This is a genomic window from Micromonospora sp. NPDC050980 (assembly GCF_040653835.1).
In the GTDB taxonomy this organism is placed as follows: domain Bacteria; phylum Actinomycetota; class Actinomycetes; order Mycobacteriales; family Micromonosporaceae; genus Micromonospora.
Genome location: NZ_JBFAGS010000005.1, coordinates 297,421 through 313,537 on the forward strand (window position 1 = coordinate 297,421; position 16,117 = coordinate 313,537).

Annotated in this window: 19 protein-coding genes and 2 pseudogenes; 5 read left to right on the forward strand and 16 right to left on the reverse strand. The window is 72.5% G+C overall.

What is annotated here, in order from left to right; genetic code table 11:
* Window positions 1–2: 2 nt before the first annotated feature.
* Window positions 3–320: pseudogene (locus AB0H28_RS11525) on the reverse strand (SAM-dependent methyltransferase); the annotation flags it as partial.
* Between the two features lie 22 nt (window positions 321–342).
* Entirely contained in the window at window positions 343–1,332 is a 990-nt protein-coding gene (locus AB0H28_RS11530) for a LysR family transcriptional regulator (protein ID WP_358037290.1), read from the reverse strand.
* A gap of 92 nt (window positions 1,333–1,424) precedes the next feature.
* Between AB0H28_RS11530 and AB0H28_RS11535 the strand changes: the two genes are divergently transcribed.
* Entirely contained in the window at window positions 1,425–2,684 is a 1,260-nt protein-coding gene (locus AB0H28_RS11535) for an MFS transporter (RefSeq protein ID WP_358037293.1), read from the forward strand.
* Window positions 2,685–2,713: 29 nt separating this feature from the next.
* Here the strand turns inward: AB0H28_RS11535 and AB0H28_RS11540 are convergent, their stop codons facing one another.
* The 4 genes and pseudogenes from AB0H28_RS11540 to AB0H28_RS11555 form a co-directional block, all read right to left on the reverse strand.
* Window positions 2,714–3,319 carry a GNAT family N-acetyltransferase gene (locus AB0H28_RS11540; protein WP_358037296.1) on the reverse strand — a complete coding sequence of 202 codons (606 nt, stop codon included), beginning with the start codon at window positions 3,317–3,319 and terminating at the stop codon, window positions 2,714–2,716.
* A 56-nt stretch (window positions 3,320–3,375) separates the two neighbouring features.
* Window positions 3,376–3,984 (reverse strand): class I SAM-dependent methyltransferase, encoded by a 609-nt coding sequence (locus tag AB0H28_RS11545; RefSeq protein ID WP_358037298.1) that lies wholly within the window; start codon window positions 3,982–3,984, stop codon window positions 3,376–3,378.
* 25 nt (window positions 3,985–4,009) lie between these two features.
* Window positions 4,010–4,654: an alpha/beta hydrolase gene (locus AB0H28_RS11550; RefSeq protein WP_358037301.1), complete on the reverse strand. Its 645-nt coding sequence runs from the start codon at window positions 4,652–4,654 to the stop codon at window positions 4,010–4,012.
* Between the two features lie 126 nt (window positions 4,655–4,780).
* Window positions 4,781–5,014, reverse strand: a pseudogene (locus AB0H28_RS11555) (aminoglycoside phosphotransferase); the annotation flags it as partial.
* Between the two features lie 22 nt (window positions 5,015–5,036).
* On the opposite strand from AB0H28_RS11555, the gene AB0H28_RS11560 reads away from it, so the two are divergent.
* Window positions 5,037–5,642: a YdeI/OmpD-associated family protein gene (locus AB0H28_RS11560; RefSeq protein ID WP_358037304.1), complete on the forward strand. Its 606-nt coding sequence runs from the start codon at window positions 5,037–5,039 to the stop codon at window positions 5,640–5,642.
* 11 nt (window positions 5,643–5,653) lie between these two features.
* Here the strand turns inward: AB0H28_RS11560 and AB0H28_RS11565 are convergent, their stop codons facing one another.
* On the reverse strand, window positions 5,654–6,193 hold the full coding sequence (locus AB0H28_RS11565; RefSeq protein ID WP_358037307.1) for an ATP-binding protein: 540 nt from the start codon (window positions 6,191–6,193) through the stop codon (window positions 5,654–5,656).
* A 68-nt stretch (window positions 6,194–6,261) separates the two neighbouring features.
* Here AB0H28_RS11565 and AB0H28_RS11570 point away from each other — a divergent pair, with 68 nt between their 5' ends.
* Complete coding sequence (locus AB0H28_RS11570) at window positions 6,262–6,669, forward strand: nitroreductase family deazaflavin-dependent oxidoreductase (RefSeq protein WP_358037310.1); 408 nt, start codon at window positions 6,262–6,264, stop codon at window positions 6,667–6,669.
* On the opposite strand, the gene AB0H28_RS11575 is transcribed toward AB0H28_RS11570, so the two are convergent.
* From AB0H28_RS11575 to AB0H28_RS11590, 4 genes are all read right to left on the reverse strand, one after another.
* Window positions 6,633–7,355, reverse strand: a complete 723-nt coding sequence (locus AB0H28_RS11575; protein WP_358037313.1) for an AAA family ATPase — start codon at window positions 7,353–7,355, stop codon at window positions 6,633–6,635. The two genes, AB0H28_RS11570 and AB0H28_RS11575, sit on opposite strands and share 37 nt — an antisense overlap.
* 4 nt (window positions 7,356–7,359) lie before the next feature.
* Window positions 7,360–8,097, reverse strand: a complete 738-nt coding sequence (locus tag AB0H28_RS11580; RefSeq protein WP_358037316.1) for a GNAT family N-acetyltransferase — start codon at window positions 8,095–8,097, stop codon at window positions 7,360–7,362.
* Window positions 8,098–8,253: 156 nt separating this feature from the next.
* Window positions 8,254–8,763 carry a GNAT family N-acetyltransferase gene (locus AB0H28_RS11585; RefSeq protein ID WP_358037318.1) on the reverse strand — a complete coding sequence of 170 codons (510 nt, stop codon included), beginning with the start codon at window positions 8,761–8,763 and terminating at the stop codon, window positions 8,254–8,256.
* Window positions 8,764–8,874: 111 nt separating this feature from the next.
* Complete coding sequence (locus AB0H28_RS11590) at window positions 8,875–9,501, reverse strand: VOC family protein (RefSeq protein ID WP_358037321.1); 627 nt, start codon at window positions 9,499–9,501, stop codon at window positions 8,875–8,877.
* Window positions 9,502–9,563: 62 nt separating this feature from the next.
* On the opposite strand from AB0H28_RS11590, the gene AB0H28_RS11595 reads away from it, so the two are divergent.
* Window positions 9,564–10,148: a GIY-YIG nuclease family protein gene (locus tag AB0H28_RS11595; protein ID WP_358037324.1), complete on the forward strand. Its 585-nt coding sequence runs from the start codon at window positions 9,564–9,566 to the stop codon at window positions 10,146–10,148.
* A 2-nt stretch (window positions 10,149–10,150) separates the two neighbouring features.
* Here the strand turns inward: AB0H28_RS11595 and pyrE are convergent, their stop codons facing one another.
* Both pyrE and AB0H28_RS11605 read right to left on the reverse strand, forming a co-directional pair.
* Entirely contained in the window at window positions 10,151–10,675 is a 525-nt protein-coding gene (gene pyrE, locus AB0H28_RS11600) for an orotate phosphoribosyltransferase (RefSeq protein ID WP_358037327.1), read from the reverse strand.
* Between the two features lie 19 nt (window positions 10,676–10,694).
* Entirely contained in the window at window positions 10,695–10,850 is a 156-nt protein-coding gene (locus AB0H28_RS11605) for a hypothetical protein (protein WP_358037435.1), read from the reverse strand.
* A 75-nt stretch (window positions 10,851–10,925) separates the two neighbouring features.
* Between AB0H28_RS11605 and AB0H28_RS11610 the strand changes: the two genes are divergently transcribed.
* Window positions 10,926–11,501 carry an HD domain-containing protein gene (locus tag AB0H28_RS11610; protein ID WP_358037330.1) on the forward strand — a complete coding sequence of 192 codons (576 nt, stop codon included), beginning with the start codon at window positions 10,926–10,928 and terminating at the stop codon, window positions 11,499–11,501.
* 130 nt (window positions 11,502–11,631) lie between these two features.
* Here AB0H28_RS11610 and AB0H28_RS11615 read toward each other — a convergent pair whose 3' ends face one another.
* The 3 genes from AB0H28_RS11615 to AB0H28_RS11625 all read right to left on the reverse strand — a co-directional run bounded on the left by AB0H28_RS11615 (window position 11,632) and on the right by AB0H28_RS11625 (window position 16,049).
* The gene (locus tag AB0H28_RS11615; protein WP_358037333.1) at window positions 11,632–13,452 is read right to left on the reverse strand and encodes an acyl-CoA dehydrogenase; all 1,821 of its coding nucleotides are present in this window, start codon (window positions 13,450–13,452) and stop codon (window positions 11,632–11,634) included.
* Window positions 13,453–13,469: 17 nt separating this feature from the next.
* The gene (locus AB0H28_RS11620) at window positions 13,470–14,939 is read right to left on the reverse strand and encodes an ATP-binding protein (RefSeq protein ID WP_358037336.1); all 1,470 of its coding nucleotides are present in this window, start codon (window positions 14,937–14,939) and stop codon (window positions 13,470–13,472) included.
* 66 nt (window positions 14,940–15,005) lie between these two features.
* The gene (locus AB0H28_RS11625) at window positions 15,006–16,049 is read right to left on the reverse strand and encodes an alanine--tRNA ligase-related protein (protein ID WP_358037339.1); all 1,044 of its coding nucleotides are present in this window, start codon (window positions 16,047–16,049) and stop codon (window positions 15,006–15,008) included.
* Window positions 16,050–16,117: the final 68 nt, after the last annotated feature.

The following is a 16,117-nucleotide window of genomic DNA, read 5'->3' on the forward strand; positions in this document are numbered from 1 at the left end:
GCTCACCGGTGGCCGAAGACAAATCCGCCCTCGACACCCGGGGCCGGGTGGTGCGTCATCTCGGCCTCCACCGTGAACCCGGCCGAGTCAAGCCATCGTGCGACCCGCTCCGGCGGTCGCCGGTGCACGTGCACGCGCATCGGGTGGCCGCCGTACCCCTCGGTCTTGAGCCGGCTGCCGTCGCCGGCGTGGAACCCGAGCAGCACGACACCGCCCGGACGCAGCACCCGGTGGAACTCGGCGAGGACCGTGGGCATCTCGGCGTCGGGGACGTGGATGAGCGAGAACCAGGCGAGCAACCCGGTGAGGCACTCGTCGGCCGGGTGTCGTCGAGCCAGCCGGTTACGTCCACTGTCGGCACCCTAGCCGTCGGTCCCCCGCCGCGTGGCCCCGGACCGCCGCCGGGGTGAACCGGGGCCAGGACGGTCGCCAGACCGGCTCGGACAGCGGCGGCAGGCTCGCGAGGTGGTCGATGATCGGCCGGAGGCCCGGGTGCGGGTCCGCCGGCAGCAGCAGCGAGATCGGGTACGCGAGCGTCGGGCGCACGATCGGGATGCGCCGCAGGTCGTGGCCGGGCGGCCAGAGGTAGCGGTCGCGGGCGCCGACGAGGGTGGCCAGGTCGGCGGAGTCCGCCAGCGCGTCGAGGAGGACCTCGGTGCCGAAGTTCGGCCCGGCGGCGTCGACGCGCAGGTCGAACGCGGCGGCGAGCTGGTCGTAGAACTCCGCCCATTCGCTGCCGGCCACGATGCCCGGCACCCAGATCCGGTGCCGGCGCAGCTCGGGTGGGGTCAGCGTGGGGGCGGCGGCGAGCGGGTGCCGGGGGCCGACGAGGAGTTCCAGCGGGGAGTCGAACGCGTGGACCATCCGCACGTCGGGCGGCAGCGTCGCCGGGTCGGTGACGGTGCGGAAGGCGGCGTCGAGGTAACCGGCGGCGACGGCCGCGGCGACCCGGTGCGGGTCGTCCACCCGCAGTGTCACCACGTCGAGGTCGACGCCGGGGCGTGAGCGCCAGTAGTCGTGCAGCAGGACGGCCTGCGCGCTGCGCAGGCCGAGCACGTCCACGCGCGGGGCCCGGGAGGCCGGCCGGACCGCGGCCACGCCGCGGTCGGCGTGCGCGACGACACCGCGGGCGTGCGGCAGGAACGCCTGGCCGTCGAGGGTCAGGTCGACCCCCCGGGCGGTGCGGGTGAACAGACGGACGGCCAGTTCCCGCTCCAGAGCGGCGACGCGCTTCGAGACGGCCTGCTGGGTGACGCCCAGCTCGTCGGCCGCGTGCCGCAACTGCCCAAGCTCGGCCGCCCGGACGAACGATCGCACTGCCTCGGTGTCCACCGGCTCAGCCTATGGCCGCCCAACCGACGGTTGTGGCTCGCCCGTCGGTGGTTGTTTGCTCCCGCCCGCCGGTCGCCGGTCTGATGCGCAGGATGCGGGAGAAACTGGGGGCCGACTTCGGCCGGCTGTGGTGGGCCTACGCGGTGAGCACCTACGGAACGTGGCTCGCCTTCGGCGCGTTTCCGCTGCTCGCGGTGCGGGTGCTGCACTCGTCGGCGGTCGCGGTGTCGCTGCTGGAGGCGGCCGGGTTGGCGGTGGCGGCGCTCGTCGCGATCCCGCTCGGACCGTGGGTGGAGCACCGGCCGAAGCGCCCGGTGATGATCAGCATGGACCTGGTCCGGTTCGCCGCGCTGGCGAGCGTGCCGGTCGCGTACGGCCTGGGGTTGCTCAGCTACGGCCAACTCCTTGTCGTCGCGGTGGTTTCCGGGAGCGCCGGCATCGCGTTCACGGCGGCGTCCGGCGCGTACCTGAAGCATCTGGTCACCGGCGACCGGCTGCTGGTCGCGAACGGGCGGTTCGAGGGCACGGCCTGGGTGGCGACCGCGTTCGGCCCGCCGCTCGGCGGCGCGCTGGTCGGGCTGCTCGGCCCGGTCGTCACCGTCACCGCCGACGCGGTGAGCTACCTGCTCTCCGCGGTGGCGGTGCGGCGCGTCCGCGGGGGTGACGTGGCGACGCCCCGCACCGGCGGCAGGCGCGGCGCCGACGTGCTCGCCGGCTGGCGGTTCATCCGCCACGACCCGGTACTGCGGCGCCTGTTCCTCAACGCGGTGCTGGTCGGCGGTCTGATCACGGCCACCGTCCCGTTGCTGGCCGTGCTGCTGCTCGGCGACTACGGCTTCCCGGCCTGGCAGTACGGGCTGGCGTTCGGCCTGCCGGCGCTGGGTGGCTTCGTGGGTGCCCGGCTCTCCCCCGGTCTGGTCCGGCGGCACGGCCTGCACCGGGTCATGACCACGGCCGGCTGGCTGCGCTCGATCTTCCCGCTCGGGCTGGCGTTCCTGCGGCCCGGCGTCACCGGGCTGGTCACCGTGATCGTGGTGGAGTCCCTGCTGATCGTGTGCATGGGTGTGTTCAACCCGATCCAGGCCACCGAACGCCTGCGGCGGACTCCCCCGGACCGGGCCGCCCGGGTGCTCGGCGCGTGGAGTGTCGGCAGCCGGCTCACCCAGGCCGCGCTCACGGTGCTGTGGGGTGTGCTGGCCACCGTCGTCGGCCCGCTGGCCGCGATCGCCGTCTCCGGCGGGTGCCTGCTCGCCACCCCGCTGCTGCTGCCCGGCGCGGCGCTCCTGCGGTCCGACGCGTCCGCGTCGACCGGCGTCCCCGCGCCCACACCGTCCGGCCGGACCGGTTCGTGAGCGCGGTTCGCCGACGGATCGGGACAACCTCAGCGGGCCCGCCACATCTGCCGGGTCATCTCGTACTCGACCTCGCCCTGCTCCGCGCCCGGCAACGGCTCGTCCCAGCGGGGGAAGTACGTGCGCACGTAGCGCATGCCGACGGCCTCCATGACGCCGCGCGAGCCGACGTTCACGGCCATGGTCTGCGCGATCACCCGGCGCTGCCCGACGGTGTCGAAGGCGTGCCGCAGCAGGCGGCGGGACGCCTCACTGGCCAGGCCCTTGCGCCAGTGCCGGCGGACGAGCCGGTAGCCCAGTTCCGCGACGGTGGGGTCGTCGGGCTGGTCCGGGCCGTGCGCCGGCGGGAGCATCATGAGGCCGACGAACTCGCCCTCGTCCTCGCTGGCCGGCGCGGCCGAGCCAGGCGTGGCGTCACCGGACCCGAACGCCATCCAGAAGCCCAGGCCGTCGACCTTGGCCGCGTGGCCCATCCGCCGGGCGTGATAGCCGATCACCTCGTCCCTGGTACGCGGCCGGTCGAAGAGAAAGCGCAGCACCTCGGGGTCGGAGTCGAGCCGCACCTCCAGGTCGAGGTGCCGGTCGGCCAGCGGAACCAGCAGCAGCCGCTCGGTACGCAAGATCGGTTGGGGCATCCGGCAACGATCGCACGACCCGGCCGACCCCGGCGATCGTTTTCCGCCGGCCCGACTCAGCCGGCGGTCCGCACCGCCGCGACGGCGGCGTGCGGCCGGTGGGCGCCGTCACCGGGCCGGTGCCGGCGCTGCACCTCGGTGAAGCCGGCACCCGCCAGCCGGGCGGAGAACTCGTCGACCGGCCAGCGGTAGGCGGTCGTCACTTTGTGGTCGAACGCGGCGATCTCGTCGCCGACGAAGATGCCGAACACCGCGGTCGCGCCCGGCGCGGTCACCCGCCGGAACTCGGCGAGCACGCCGTCGAGGTCGGGCGGCGGCAGGTGGATCACCGAACCCCAGGCCAGGATGCCGGCCGCGCTCCGGTCGGCGAGCGGAAGCCGCTCCATCGACCCGAACACGTAGCGACCGCCGTCGTGGGCGGCCCGGGCGTGGGCGATGAACTCGGGCACGATGTCGAAGCCGGTAGCGTCCGCGCCCAGCGCGCGGAGGAAGTCCGTCAGGTGGCCCGGCCCGCACCCGAGGTCGAGCACCGGCCCGGGCCGTCCGGTCAGGTGCCGCCGGATGAACGCGAGGTCGTCGGCGTGCACCTGGCCGCTCGTGCCGAACAGCTCGATGTAGCGGTCCGCCACGGCGGCGTACGCCCGGCGGACCTGTTCCGTCGTCATGCCCGGAACCCTACGAGCCGCGGGCTCAGGGCAGCAGGTAGCCGGACAGCCGATCGGCGAGTTGCTTCGGGTGGCTGAGCGGCACCGAGTGGCCGCCGTCGATCTCGTCGGGTGTGATGCCGAGCCGCTCGGCGGTCACCCGCCGTTGGAAGTCCGCCTCGAAGAACTGGTCCTCACGGCCGATGAGCACGGTCGTCGGCACGTCCGGCCAGGAGCCGAGGGGCCAGGGCTCGTCGCCCTCGGCGCTGACGTGCTGCCGCGCGTGGCGCGCGGCCTCGGCCACCACCTCGGCCGGCACGCCGTTGTAGAACTGCTGCTCCTCGCTCAGACCTTCCGCGCCCCGGTAGCCGGTGTCGTCCCACCAGTCGGCGGGCCGCTCACCCGGCCGGGGGATCATCGGGGTGAGCAGGACGAGCAGCCGGACCGGCAGCTTCTCGGCGACCAGCGGCGCGGTGAACGCGCCGTAGGAGTGGCCGACCACCACGAGATCACGCCGGTCGCCGACCGCGTCGACGACCACCTGGCAGAACTCGGCGAGGCCGGCCGACCTGTCCTCGATCGGCAGCTCCGGCACCACCACGTCGTGGCCGAGGTCGGTCAGCTCGGGCACCAGGAGATGCCAGTCCCAGGCGCTGCCCCCGCCACCGTGGATCAGCACGAAAGTCGCCATGTCCCGGAGTGTCCCGGCCGGGTACGACATCGCTCAGCGGATCGTGCCGGTCAGGCGTCGCAGCGCGGCGGCGGCGGGCGGCCCCCAGGTGGCCTTGCCGCCCGGTCGACCGTGGACGCCGTTGTCGGGCACCGGCAGCGGGAGGCGCGCGGCGAGCCCGGGCACCCAGTGATGTTCCTTGTACAGCAGCGCGCCCGCCGTCGCGGTCGCCCAGGGAAGCCGGACGGCCAGGTCGTCGCCGAGCCGCCACATCTGGTTGTCCCACCCGCGCGCCGCGAGCCGGAGCGGACGGTCGGCGAGGTCGCGATGCTGGTCGCGGAGCAGATCCCGGACCAGCTCGGCGGTGATCGGGTGCGTCATACCGAACGGTTAGCCTTCCGTCATGGCGAGCGCCGAGTTGGACGAGTTGGTGGTCAGGGACGCCAAGGAACTGCGCGCCTGGCTGTCGGCCCACCATGCCACGTCGCCAGGCGTGTGGCTCGCCCTGACCAAAAAGGGGGGCACGGTCACCACGCTGACCTGGCAACAGGCGGTCGACGAGGCGCTGTGCTTCGGCTGGATCGACGGGCAGGCCCGCAAGCGGGACGCGGAGACCTCGTGGATCCGGTTCACCCCGCGCCGCCCCCGCAGTTCCTGGTCGCAGCGCAACGTCGCGCACGTGGCCCGGCTGGAGGAGCAGGGGCGGATGCGGCCCGCCGGCCGCGCCGCGGTGGAGGCTGCGAAGGCGGACGGGCGCTGGGCGGCGGCCTACGCCCCGCCGTCAGAGGTCGAGGTGCCGGCCGACCTGCTCGCCGCCGTCGCTGCCGAGCCCGCCGCGCAGGCGATGTTCGACGTGCTCACCAAGACCAACAGGTTCGCGCTCGTCTACCGACTCAATGCCGTCAAGCGGGCGGAGACCCGGGCACGGAAGATCGGCGAGTTCGTCGCCATGCTGGCCCGCCACGAGACGATCTACCCGCAGAAGGCCAAGCCGCCGAACGCGCCGTGATCGAACTCCGGTCAGGACACCGACGGGGGCCAGCGGTGGACGCGCCACTGCTGCCAGGTCGCGAATCCGGCCGGTGGGTCGTCGACCGGTTCGCTGCCGTCAAGTTCACCCGGCGTCGGGACCTCGAAGGTTGCGGCCCACTCGGCGAGTTCCTGGTCGGACATCGGCCACGTCGTGTGCGGCGTTTCGGCTTGGCGCCGGGCGACCCGCCTGCGCTGCTCGACGGCGGTGAGCGCGAAGTAGCGCAGTTCCACCCCCGCGCCGGCGTCGGTCGCCGCCTGGCGTAGCGCCGAGCGTTCGTCCCGGCTCCACAGGCCGAAGTCGATCACGACGTTGGTGCCGAGTTCGAGGGCGCGCAGCCCGATCTGGATGAGGCGTCCTTCGATAACGTCCTGCGCCGAGGGTGGATTCGCGTGCCCGTAGAGAGCCTTCACCCATTCGTCCTTGGTGAGGCGAAGCGCGTTCCGTTCGACCTCGATCCGCCGAGCGGCGGTGGTCTTCCCGGTGCACGGAAGTCCCACGGTCAGGAACAGGGTTGGTCGCCGCATCATCGCCGCCGCATCGTTGGTAACGATCAGGGTAGTGTTCCGAGCGCCGGCCAGCGGGATGAGGAGTAGTCGTGAGCGACTGGAATGACAAGATCATCGCAGAGTTCCGGGACAACGGCGGCCAGGTGGGCGGCCAGTTCGCCGGCGCACCGCTGCTGCTGTTGCACACCGTCGGCGCCCGCAGCGGCCAGCCCCGGGTGAACCCGATGATGTATCAGAAGCTGGATGACGGCTACGCCGTGTTCGCGTCCAAGGCGGGCGCGCCCACCAATCCCGACTGGTACCACAACCTGCTCGCCCAGCCGCGGGTCCGGGCCGAGATCGGCACGGAGACGATCGATCTGGTCGCCCGGGTCGCGGACGGCGACGAGCGGGACCGGATCTGGAGCGCGCAGAAGGCCGCGTACCCGGGCTTCGCCGACTACGAGCGGAAGACCGCCCGTCAGATCCCGGTCGTCGTGCTGGAACCGGTGTCATAGTCGCCGGCCGTCCGGCGCGTCCGGAACTCCCAGGCCGGCCGCTGCGGCTCGTCGTTGTGCAGCACGACGTCGGCGAGGTCGGCCGGACGAGCCCTGGTGGCGTAGAGCCGTTGGGCCGGGAGGTAGCGCTCCCGCCAACGCCGTTCGACCTCGGCCCGCGACGACACCCGCCCCTCCCGGATCACAGCCCGCGCCACGATCCGGTCGAGCGCGACCGACACGAGGACGCGCAGTTCCCACCGGTCGACCAGTTCCGGGCGTAGCAGGAAGACGCCGTCGAAGAGCAGCACCGCGTCGACCGCAGCGGTCCGGACCGGCGGCGACAGCACGGTGTCCGTGGCGTGGTCGTAGACCGCGTGCTGGAAGCGTCGGTGCCCACCCGGCCCCAACGGATCGAGCAGCATCCGGTTCAGCGCGCCGTGGTCGTGGGCGTCGAGGTAGCAGCCCTCGGCCGTGAACTCACCGCGCCGATAGCGCCGTTGCCGGGGGACGAGGAAGTCGTCGACCGTCGCCCGGATGACGGCCCGGCCACGCGCGCGCAGGGCGACCGCCAGTTCGTCGGCGAGCGTGCTCTTGCCGGCAGCCGGCGGCCCGTCGACCGCGACCCGCGTCGGGTGCGCGGCGCGCACGGCCCCGGCCGCATCGGCCAGGCGGCGCAGCAGTTCCTCGCGGGTGCCGTACTCCATGTCGTCACTCCTCGGCGAGCGAGAGACTCAGTTGAGTGCCGAGCTGACGGAACCCCAGCGCCCGCGCCACCCGGCGCGACGGCCCCGGCCGGGCCCGCCACTGCGGCAACAGATCGTGCGCCAACGCGTCCGCGACCGCCGCCGAGGATACCGCACGCGCCAGCTCTCGCCCGCGACGATCCGGCCTGGTGAGCACGCCGAGATGGGCCACGTGCCCCGGCCAGTGTCGGTAGCCGGCCGCCGCGAGCACGTCGTTCCCTCGGCGGACGACGAACGCCCGGGAGGTGATGTCCGCCAGCCCGCACTCGTCGCTCGATCCACGCCACTGCCGTCTCAGCACCAGATGTTCCACCGCCTCGAAGCCGGTGGTCAGCGCCCAGTTGACGAGGTCACGCTCGTGCAGCGACGCGCCGAGCGCGACCAGGGCGGCCGGAACCGCGGCGTCCGCCAGCAGGGTCAGCGGCGCGGCGGCCACCGACGGCAGGTGCAGGCCGGCGGTCGAGCACGCGACACTGAGCAGCGACGCCAGGATCACCGGGTTGCGTACGGGCCGGGAGGCGATCCGGCGGACCCGTGCCCGCCACTCCGGGTCGCGGTGCCGGTCCAGGGCGACCACGATGACCGGCGCCACCGCCAGCACCTGCAGCAGCAGCACCGCCGCCAGGAACGACACGTCGTCGAGAACCTGGGTGGCGATCGGGATGCCGAGGTTCGCCGAGTCGAACGCCGACACCAGATTCACGTGGGAGTCACCGGAGAGCGTCGCGCCAGGTCAGGGACCGGCGGGCGGTCCGGGGGCGTACGAGCCGATAACCCCGCCGACGCGGTCCGCAGTGCCTACCGAGCTGGCAGGCAGCCGGGAGCTGTCCACACGTACACCGATCGCGAAGCCACGCGTTCAGCCTCGCCTCGCCTTCGGGACAGGGCCAGCGCTTTCTCCTCGATCTTCGCGGGTGGGGTCGACGGTGAGGTTGAGTAGTGCCAGGCCGGTGACGGGCTGGAAGCCGATGTCGGTGTAGAGCGTCAGGGCGGGGATGTTGTCGGTCTCGGTCTGGAGCGAGACGCGATGCGCGCCAGCGGCACGGGCGTTGCGGATGACGTGCTGGAGCAGGGCGTTCGCGATACCGCTACGGCGATGGTCCGGGGCCACGTAGAGGTCGCGGACCGACCATGAGGTGCCCAGCATGAGCGATGCCGGCATGATCGTGACCGTGATGAAGCCGCAGACGTGATCAGCTCGGATGGCGGCAGCAGCGGAGATCCGGTGTTGTGCGATCTGGTCGTGCAGCCAGGAGCGGGTGACCTCCGGGATCGACGGTTGGCCGTAGTGCGCCCGGTAGTCGTCGAAGAGAGCAGCTACCTGATCGAACGCCGGATCGGCGGGGCCTGTTGGCACGATCGTCGTCATGCCGTCAGTGTGGCCGACGGTCAAGCCGGTGTGTCTGTTCGTGCCGGCCCACGTCGGCGAGCGTCGGTCGACACGATCGATGGCGGCCGTGAGCTTCCGAGTGGGCCGCCGTCATCGGCCGAGCCAGGTGGCGACGCACGCCTCGTTGCCCTCGGCGTCTGCCAGGACCCACCACTTCGGTGCGTGCGCATCAGAGACCAGCCGGCCACCGGCAGCCAACGCGGCGGCGATTCGGGCCTCGGCCTGATCATGTGGGACGGCGACATCAAGGTGCATGCGGTTGCGTTGTGGACGCGGAGCATCCATCGGCTGCACCCCGAAGCCCGGACCCCGGCGTGCCGGATCGGCCAGATAGTCGTCGTCGATCTGGCGGTAACCCAGCAGCGCCCGCCAGAACGGCAGCACGTCCGCGCCGACCAGGGCGTCGAGTGTGACGTTGACGAGCTGCACGGCGGTCGGGTCGGCGGGGATGCCCAGGTCCCTGGCGGCAGCCGAGATCCGCCGGGCCAGCGTGACGTCGCGCGACGACAGGGACACCGTGACGCCGGCATGACGCAGATCGACGTTGACGTACTGCTGCTCCGCGCCACCGGCGAGCCGGCCGATCTCTTCGACGAACGCTATGCCCTCACCCAGCGAGCCGGTGCGGAAATACGCCGAGACCACGTGGTAGAGGCAGCGCCAGTCCTCGACACCGCCGGCCGCGTGGAACTGTCCGGCCGTGATGCGCACCGTCATGCCGGCGAACCTAGCATCGGCTGCACGACGGGGCGCGCCGTCGCGCTCGTACTCACCCTAGGATGGTCCCGGTGACCATCCCTGAACGGCTACCCACCGACGTCCCGACCGACGAAGCCCGGGTCGACGAGGCCCTGCGGTTGCTCACCGGTGTGCCGGTCGCCCTCGATGTCGCCGTCAAGCGGCTCGCCCGTGGCAGCGGCGTCTACGCCTGGTGGGCTGCTCCTTCGGTCCTCCCGGACCTTCCCGGGCCGCCGAACGACAGCGACCCGTCGCGGCGGATGCTCTATCTGGGCCGGGCGACCAGCCTGCGCGGCCGGATCCTGCGCAACCATCTGCGGCGCTCGGGCAGCTCGACGCTGCGCCGCACGTTGGCCGGGCTCCTCGTGCCCGAGGGCTACCGGACGACCTGGACCGACCGGGTCGTCCTGATTCCCGAGGACGAGACACGGCTGACCGCGTGGATGCACGAGCACCTGCGCCTGACCTGGGCGGAGGACGCCGAGCCGGCGGACATCGAGGCCGAACTCGTCCGGCGTCTGCACCCGCCGCTCAACGTCCACGGCGTCGACCCCGAGCACATCCAGGCCGCAGTGGTCGCCGCCAAGAACGCGTACAACGTCAGCAGCGGGCCGGCGCAGCCCTAGCCTCACGCCGTCAGTGCGGCTTCCAGGTCCCGGCGGGTGAGGGCGGCGCGGAGCTGCAGCCCCTCGGCGGCCAGGTTCTCCCGGCCGCCCTGCTCGCGGTCGATCGCGCAGACCACCGTCTCCACCTGGGCACCTACGGACCGCAGGTGTCCGCACGAGGCCAGGAGCGCGCCTCCCGTGGTCACGACGTCCTCGATCACCACGACCCGCAGACCGCTCACCGGCCCACCCTCGGCCACCTTCGCAGTGCCGTACTCCTTCGCCTGCTTCCGCACGAAGACCGTCGGCAGCCCGGTCAGCTGGGACATCACCGTGGCGATCGGGATGCCACCCATCTCCATCCCCGCCAGCACGTCGCACTCCGGCAGCAGGGCCACCATCGCCTCGGCGACCTCACGCAGCAGCTCCGGCTTCCCCTCGAACAGGTACTTGTCGAAGTACTCGTCGCTGACCTGCCCGGATCGAAGATGGAACCGGCCGGTGAGATGGCAGGTGTCGTAGACGCGGCGCGCGAGCGGGTGAGTCACCGGCCCAGTTTCGCACCCGTCACACGATCCGGCGGATGCGTACCCTCGGACGCTCGTTGCGCAGGTGCCCCAGCTTGTGCTGGCGGACCTGCTCCTCCCACACCTTTTGGTCGTACTCCGGATCCGGCGCCGTCCACCGGTGCGCCATGCTGCTCGACAGTGACCAGCTGTCCACGCAGTCACGACAAGAACTAACGTCTATCCTCTACAGCCTCCGTGCTGACGGAGTCACCGGTACAGGGACGGGCAGATGAGCGAGGACCAGGACGCCGCAGGAGCGATGAGCTTCATCTTCGAGGCCGGCGTGCTCAAGCGCGCCGCCCGTACCGGTTGGTGGTTCGCCGGTGTGAAGCATCCCGAGTCAATCGCCGAACACTCGTTCCGCACGGCGCTCATCGGCATGATGCTCGCAGCTATGGAGGGGGCCGACCCGGCTAGGGTCTCGATGTTGTGCGTCCTGCACGACACCCAGGAAACCCGGATCACCGACATCCCGCACATCGCCAGGCGCTACCTCACCGCCGCGCCCAACACCGCCGTCACCGCCGACCAGGTCGCCGGCTGCCCGCCGCCCGTTGCTGATGTGATCAATGCCGCCGTCGCCGAGTACGAGGCCGGCGAAACCCTGGAAGCCGTCGTGGCCCGCGACGCGGACAAGTTGGAGTGCCTCGTCCAAGCGGTCGAGTACCGGCAGCAGGGCGTCGCCGACGTTCAGCGCTGGATCGACAGCTCACGGGCATCGCTCAAAACAGCTTCCGCTCACCGTCTCGCCGACGCCGCATTGGCCGAGCAGACCCTATCCTGGCTCGCACCGCCCAGCGCATGAACACCATAGGTTCAGGGGAGTCCAGCAGCTAATTCCTGAAGCAGCGGGAGAAGACTGACGGGTTGCGAAGCCCTTTGGCGGCGCACACACAATCCGTTTCGGGGTTTCGGTTCAATCTGTAGGCATGCCCTCAGAACCAGCTCTCCCGCATGTCCAGCGTGGTCCGGTCCAGCCCTTCCAGCAGGTCGAACTGCGCACCCACCTTCGGCAGCTCCCACCGGTAGAAGTACCGCGCCGCCTGCCGCTTCCCCGCCAGGAACTCCCCCTCGGCCCCGTCCGGCGTCCCCAGCGCCTCCACCACGAGCACCTGCTCCAGCCACATCCACGCGATCACCACATGCCCGACCGCCTCCAGGTACACCGAGGCGTTCGCCAGCGCCAGCTCCGGATCACCAGCGGCCCACAACCGCCGCGTCACCACGGCGACGCGGTCCACGGCGGCGGTGAGCTGTCCGGCCAGCTCGGCGGCGAACCCCTCGGCCTTCCAGGCTCGGGTGACGGTGCCGCGAATGGTCTCCAGCAGCAGTTCCAGCGCTGCGCCGTCGCGCATGGTGACCTTGCGGCCGAGCAGGTCGAGCGCCTGGATGCCGTGGGTGCCCTCGTGGATGGCGTTGAGCCGGTTGTCCCGCCAGTGCTGCTCGACGTCGTAGTCACGGGTGTAGCCGTACCCGCCGTGCACCTGGATGGCCAGGTCGTTGGCGGCCAGGCACCACTGCGACGGCCAACTCTTGGCGATCGGGGTGAGCAGTTCCAGCAGCAGGTGCGCCCGTTCCCGGTCGGCCTCGGCGGGGGCGGTCTTCTCCTCGTCGAGCAGCCGTCCGCAGTAGAGCACCAGCGCGAGCGCGCCCTCCACGTAGCTCTTCTGCGCCAGCAGCATCCGGCGGACGTCGGGGTGGGCGACGATCGGCACCTGCGGCGTGGTGGGGTCCTTGTCGGCGACCGGGCGACCCTGCGGGCGCTGCCGGGCGTACGCCACGGACTTCAGGTAGCCGGTGTAGCCGAGCGCGGTGGCGCCGGCGCCGATGCCGATGCGCGCCTCGTTCATCATGTGGAACATCACCGCGAGTCCGTGGTGCGGCTTTCCTACCAGGTAGCCGACCGCGCCGGCCCGCCCGTACGGCCGGTGCACGCCCTCGCCGAAGTTGAGCAGCGCGTTGGTGGTGCCCCGGTAGCCGAGCTTGTGGTTGAGCCCCACCAGCACCACGTCGTTGCGCGGCCCGAGGTTGCCGTCCTCGTCGAGCAGCACCTTCGGCACGATGAACAGCGACAGCCCCTTCACGCCGGGCGGCGCGCCGGGGATGCGGGCCAGCACCAGGTGCACGATGTTCTCGGCCAGCTCGTGGTCGCCGCCGGAGATCCACATCTTGGTGCCGACGATCCGGTACGTGCCGTCGTCCTGCGGCTCGGCCCGCGTGGTCAGGTCGGTCAGGGAGCTGCCCGCCTGCGGCTCGGACAGGCACATGGTGCCGAAGAACCGGCCCGCCACCATCGGCCTGACCCAGGTGTCGACCTGGTCGGCGCTGCCGTGGGCGAGCAGCAGGTTGGCGTTGCCGAGGGTGAGGAACGGGTACGCCGAGGTGCCGACGTTGGCGGCCTGGAACCAGGCGAACGCGGCGGCGGCCACCGCGTGCGGGAGTTGCATGCCGCCGACCGACTCGTCCAGCGTGGCGGCGAACAGGCCGGTGTCGGCGAACGCGTCCAGGGCGGCCCTGACCTGCGGAATGGTGCGCACGCGACCACCGTCGACGGTGGGTTCGGCGGTGTCGGCGGCCCGGTTGTGCGGGGCGAACTTCTCGGCGGCGACCCGGGCGGCGAGGTCGAGCACCGCGTCGAACGTCTCGCGGGAGTGCTCGGCGTATCGGGGGCGCTCGGTCAGCCGGCCCACGTCCAGCCAGTCGTGCAGCAGGAACGCCAGGTCACGGCGGGACAGCAACAGGTCCGACGAGGACAATGCCGGCTCCTTTCTCCTCAGCCGCGGCGCAGTCCGGCGATGGCCTTGCGCAGGTCATCCTGGCCGATCGGGGCCGGCGGCGCACCCTCCGTGGCTTCCCGCAGCGCCTTGGCGAGTTGCACCCGGCGCAGGGCCTCCCGCAGGTCCGCGCCGGTCAGCCCGGCCGTGTCGGCGGCGAGCGCGGCCGGGTCGAGGTCGTCGGCGAACATCCGGAAGCCGGGCCGCTCATGCCGGTCGATCAGCTCGCGGACCATCTTGCCGAGGATCTCCGCGCGCCCGGCCTCGTCCGGCGCCGGAATGGCGATCTTCAGGTCGAAGCGGCCGGAGCGGATCAGCGAGGCGTCCACCCGTTGCGGGAAGTTGGTGGTGGCCACCACGATGACGTCGGGGTTCTCCTCGAACAGCGTGTTCATCTCCTGCTTGAAGATGCCGGCGACGGCGTTGACCGCCTGGCTGGCCGCGTCGCCGCCGGCCGCGGCGTAGCTGATGATCGAGTCGAATTCGTCGAAGAGCATCACGGTGGGCCGGCGGTAGCGGCGGGCGTCGCGGAAGATGCGCTTGATGTTGCGTTCCGAGCCACCGAGGTACTTGTCCAGGATCTCCGGCGTGCGGATCTCCACGAAGTCCGCGCCGACCTCGTTCGCCAGCGCCCGGGCCAGCATGGTCTTGCCGGTGCCCGGCGGGCCGTACATCAGGATGCCCTGCGGCCGGCGCGCGCCCCAGCGGGCCATCGCCGCCGGGTGCCGGAACGACACCGCCACCTCGCGGAACCGGGCCACCACGTCGGCCAGGCCGCCGACCTGGTCGAGGGTCACCGTGGCGCTGCGCGGCGCGGCCACCGCGACCGGTCGCCGCCCGACCAGGTACGTCCGTCCGCGCAGCACCGTCGGCTCGACGCTGTCGCCGGCCAGTTCGCGGACGGCCTGGAACACGAGGCCGAGCACGGCGCGCAGGTGCTCCGGTGCCACCTCGGCGCTGGGCACGTCGGCGCGGATGCGTACCGCGCCGTTGTCCTGCTCGACTCGGGGCCGCACGCCGGCGGCCTCGGCGGTGGCCAGCACCGCCCGGCCGGCCGGGTCGCGCGGCGGCGCGACCAGGGCGGCGCCGGTGGGACGCAGCCCGAGGCGACGGCCCGCCCCGGCCGCGACCCGGCCCACCACGGCGGCCGGGCCGTCACCGCCGCGCGCGGCGAGCCGCTCGGCGAGCAGCAGGCCGACCGGCCCGGCCAGCCCGACGGCGAGCAGCCCGGCCGGGGCGGCCTCCACCCGCAGGTACGCCTCGAAGCGGTGCACCGGCAGCCCGCCGGCGGTGTCGGCGCGCACGGTGCAGCGGACCTCCCGCACCGGGGCGGGGAATCTCGCGCCGGCCAGCAGCTCCACCGGACCGTCCCCGGCGGCGGCGAGCAGCCCGGCCGGATCGGTGATGCGCAGCTCGGCGCCGAGCAACGGCACCCGCTCCTCGTCCGGCCGCACCTCGTACCCGGTCATGGGTCCTCTTCCCTCGCGCGACGTGTGAGGACGAGTCTGGCATCCGCCGGGCCGGGCGGCCACCGCTCAGCCCGCGTCGGCGAGCAGGCCGTCGACCAGCTCGCGGGGCAGCCCGTGGGTGTCGTGCAGCCAGTGGTAGTCGCGGTCGGTCAGCGGACCCCGCGCGCGGACCCGGTCGACAAGCGGCCGGCCTCGTCGCAGCAGCTCCCGGAACCGGCGTTCCTCGTCACACAGCAGCTCACGCGCCGGCCCGGGGTCGGCCGGCCGGCGGAACCGGCGCTGCGTGTCGGCGTAGGCGGTGAGCGGCAGCTCCGCCAGGCTCCGCGTCTCCTCGCCGCGCCACAGCACGGTCAGCGCGCGGCGCAGCAGCCGACGCAGCACGTAGCCCCGGCCGGTGTTGCCCGGGCGTACCCCGTCGGAGAGCACCACCACCGCGCAGCGCAGGTGGTCCGCGACCACCCGCAGGTCCGCCCCGGGCAGGTCCCACCGGTCGCGGACCGCGCCCACCCACGGGCGCAGTCCGTCGCCGGTGTACACGGACGTCTCGCCACGCAGCACCATCTCCAGCCGCTCCAACCCCATCCCGGTGTCGATGCTGGACAGCGGCAGCGGCGTCAGCCGACCGTCGGGGTGGCGGTGGTAGCGCATCTGCACGTGGTTCCACACCTCCACCCAGCGCCCGTCGCCGCTCGGGGTGCCGGTCGGCGGCCCGTCCCCGGTCCACACGAAGATCTCCGAGTCCGGTCCGCACGGACCGGTCGGGCCGTTGGACCACCAGTTGTCCGCGCCGAGCGCCTCCACCGGCACGCCGAGCGCGGTCCAGGTCCGGCGGGCGGTGTCGTCCGGGCCGAGCTGGTCGTCGCCGCCGAAGACCGTCGCGTGCAGCTTCTCCGGCGGGATGCGGTAGCCGTCGGTGAGCAGCTCGTTCGCCAGTCGCCGTCCGCCCGGGTGCGGGCGCCCCAGCAGGTACGGCGTGAGCGGGTGCATGCCGGACGTGGTGAACAGCACCGGGTCGCCGGGCGGCGGCACCAGGGAACTCTCCGGCGCGTCGCGATGGTCGAGGCGGTGGTAGTGCTCCGCGAAGGTGCGGATGATCTCGTCGGGTGTCATGGCGGGCGCCTTCCGGTAGGGGCGTCCGGACGGTCCACCGGGAAGTGGGGTGACACGACGACGCCGGC

Coding starts and splice junctions, on each gene's coding strand:
- AB0H28_RS11540 (WP_358037296.1), bottom strand. CDS start 3,319: ATGCCCCAACCGATCTTGCGTACCGAGCGGCTGCTGCTGGTTCCGCTG.
- AB0H28_RS11565 (WP_358037307.1), bottom strand. CDS start 6,193: ATGATGCGGCGACCAACCCTGTTCCTGACCGTGGGACTTCCGTGCACC.
- AB0H28_RS11575 (WP_358037313.1), bottom strand. CDS start 7,355: ATGGAGTACGGCACCCGCGAGGAACTGCTGCGCCGCCTGGCCGATGCG.
- AB0H28_RS11625 (WP_358037339.1), bottom strand. CDS start 16,049: ATGACACCCGACGAGATCATCCGCACCTTCGCGGAGCACTACCACCGC.
- AB0H28_RS11550 (WP_358037301.1), bottom strand. CDS start 4,654: ATGGCGACTTTCGTGCTGATCCACGGTGGCGGGGGCAGCGCCTGGGAC.
- AB0H28_RS11560 (WP_358037304.1), top strand. CDS start 5,037: ATGGCGAGCGCCGAGTTGGACGAGTTGGTGGTCAGGGACGCCAAGGAA.
- AB0H28_RS11545 (WP_358037298.1), bottom strand. CDS start 3,984: ATGACGACGGAACAGGTCCGCCGGGCGTACGCCGCCGTGGCGGACCGC.
- AB0H28_RS11610 (WP_358037330.1), top strand. CDS start 10,926: ATGAGCGAGGACCAGGACGCCGCAGGAGCGATGAGCTTCATCTTCGAG.
- AB0H28_RS11590 (WP_358037321.1), bottom strand. CDS start 9,501: ATGACGGTGCGCATCACGGCCGGACAGTTCCACGCGGCCGGCGGTGTC.
- AB0H28_RS11585 (WP_358037318.1), bottom strand. CDS start 8,763: ATGACGACGATCGTGCCAACAGGCCCCGCCGATCCGGCGTTCGATCAG.
- AB0H28_RS11595 (WP_358037324.1), top strand. CDS start 9,564: ATGGTCCCGGTGACCATCCCTGAACGGCTACCCACCGACGTCCCGACC.
- AB0H28_RS11535 (WP_358037293.1), top strand. CDS start 1,425: ATGCGGGAGAAACTGGGGGCCGACTTCGGCCGGCTGTGGTGGGCCTAC.
- AB0H28_RS11620 (WP_358037336.1), bottom strand. CDS start 14,939: ATGACCGGGTACGAGGTGCGGCCGGACGAGGAGCGGGTGCCGTTGCTC.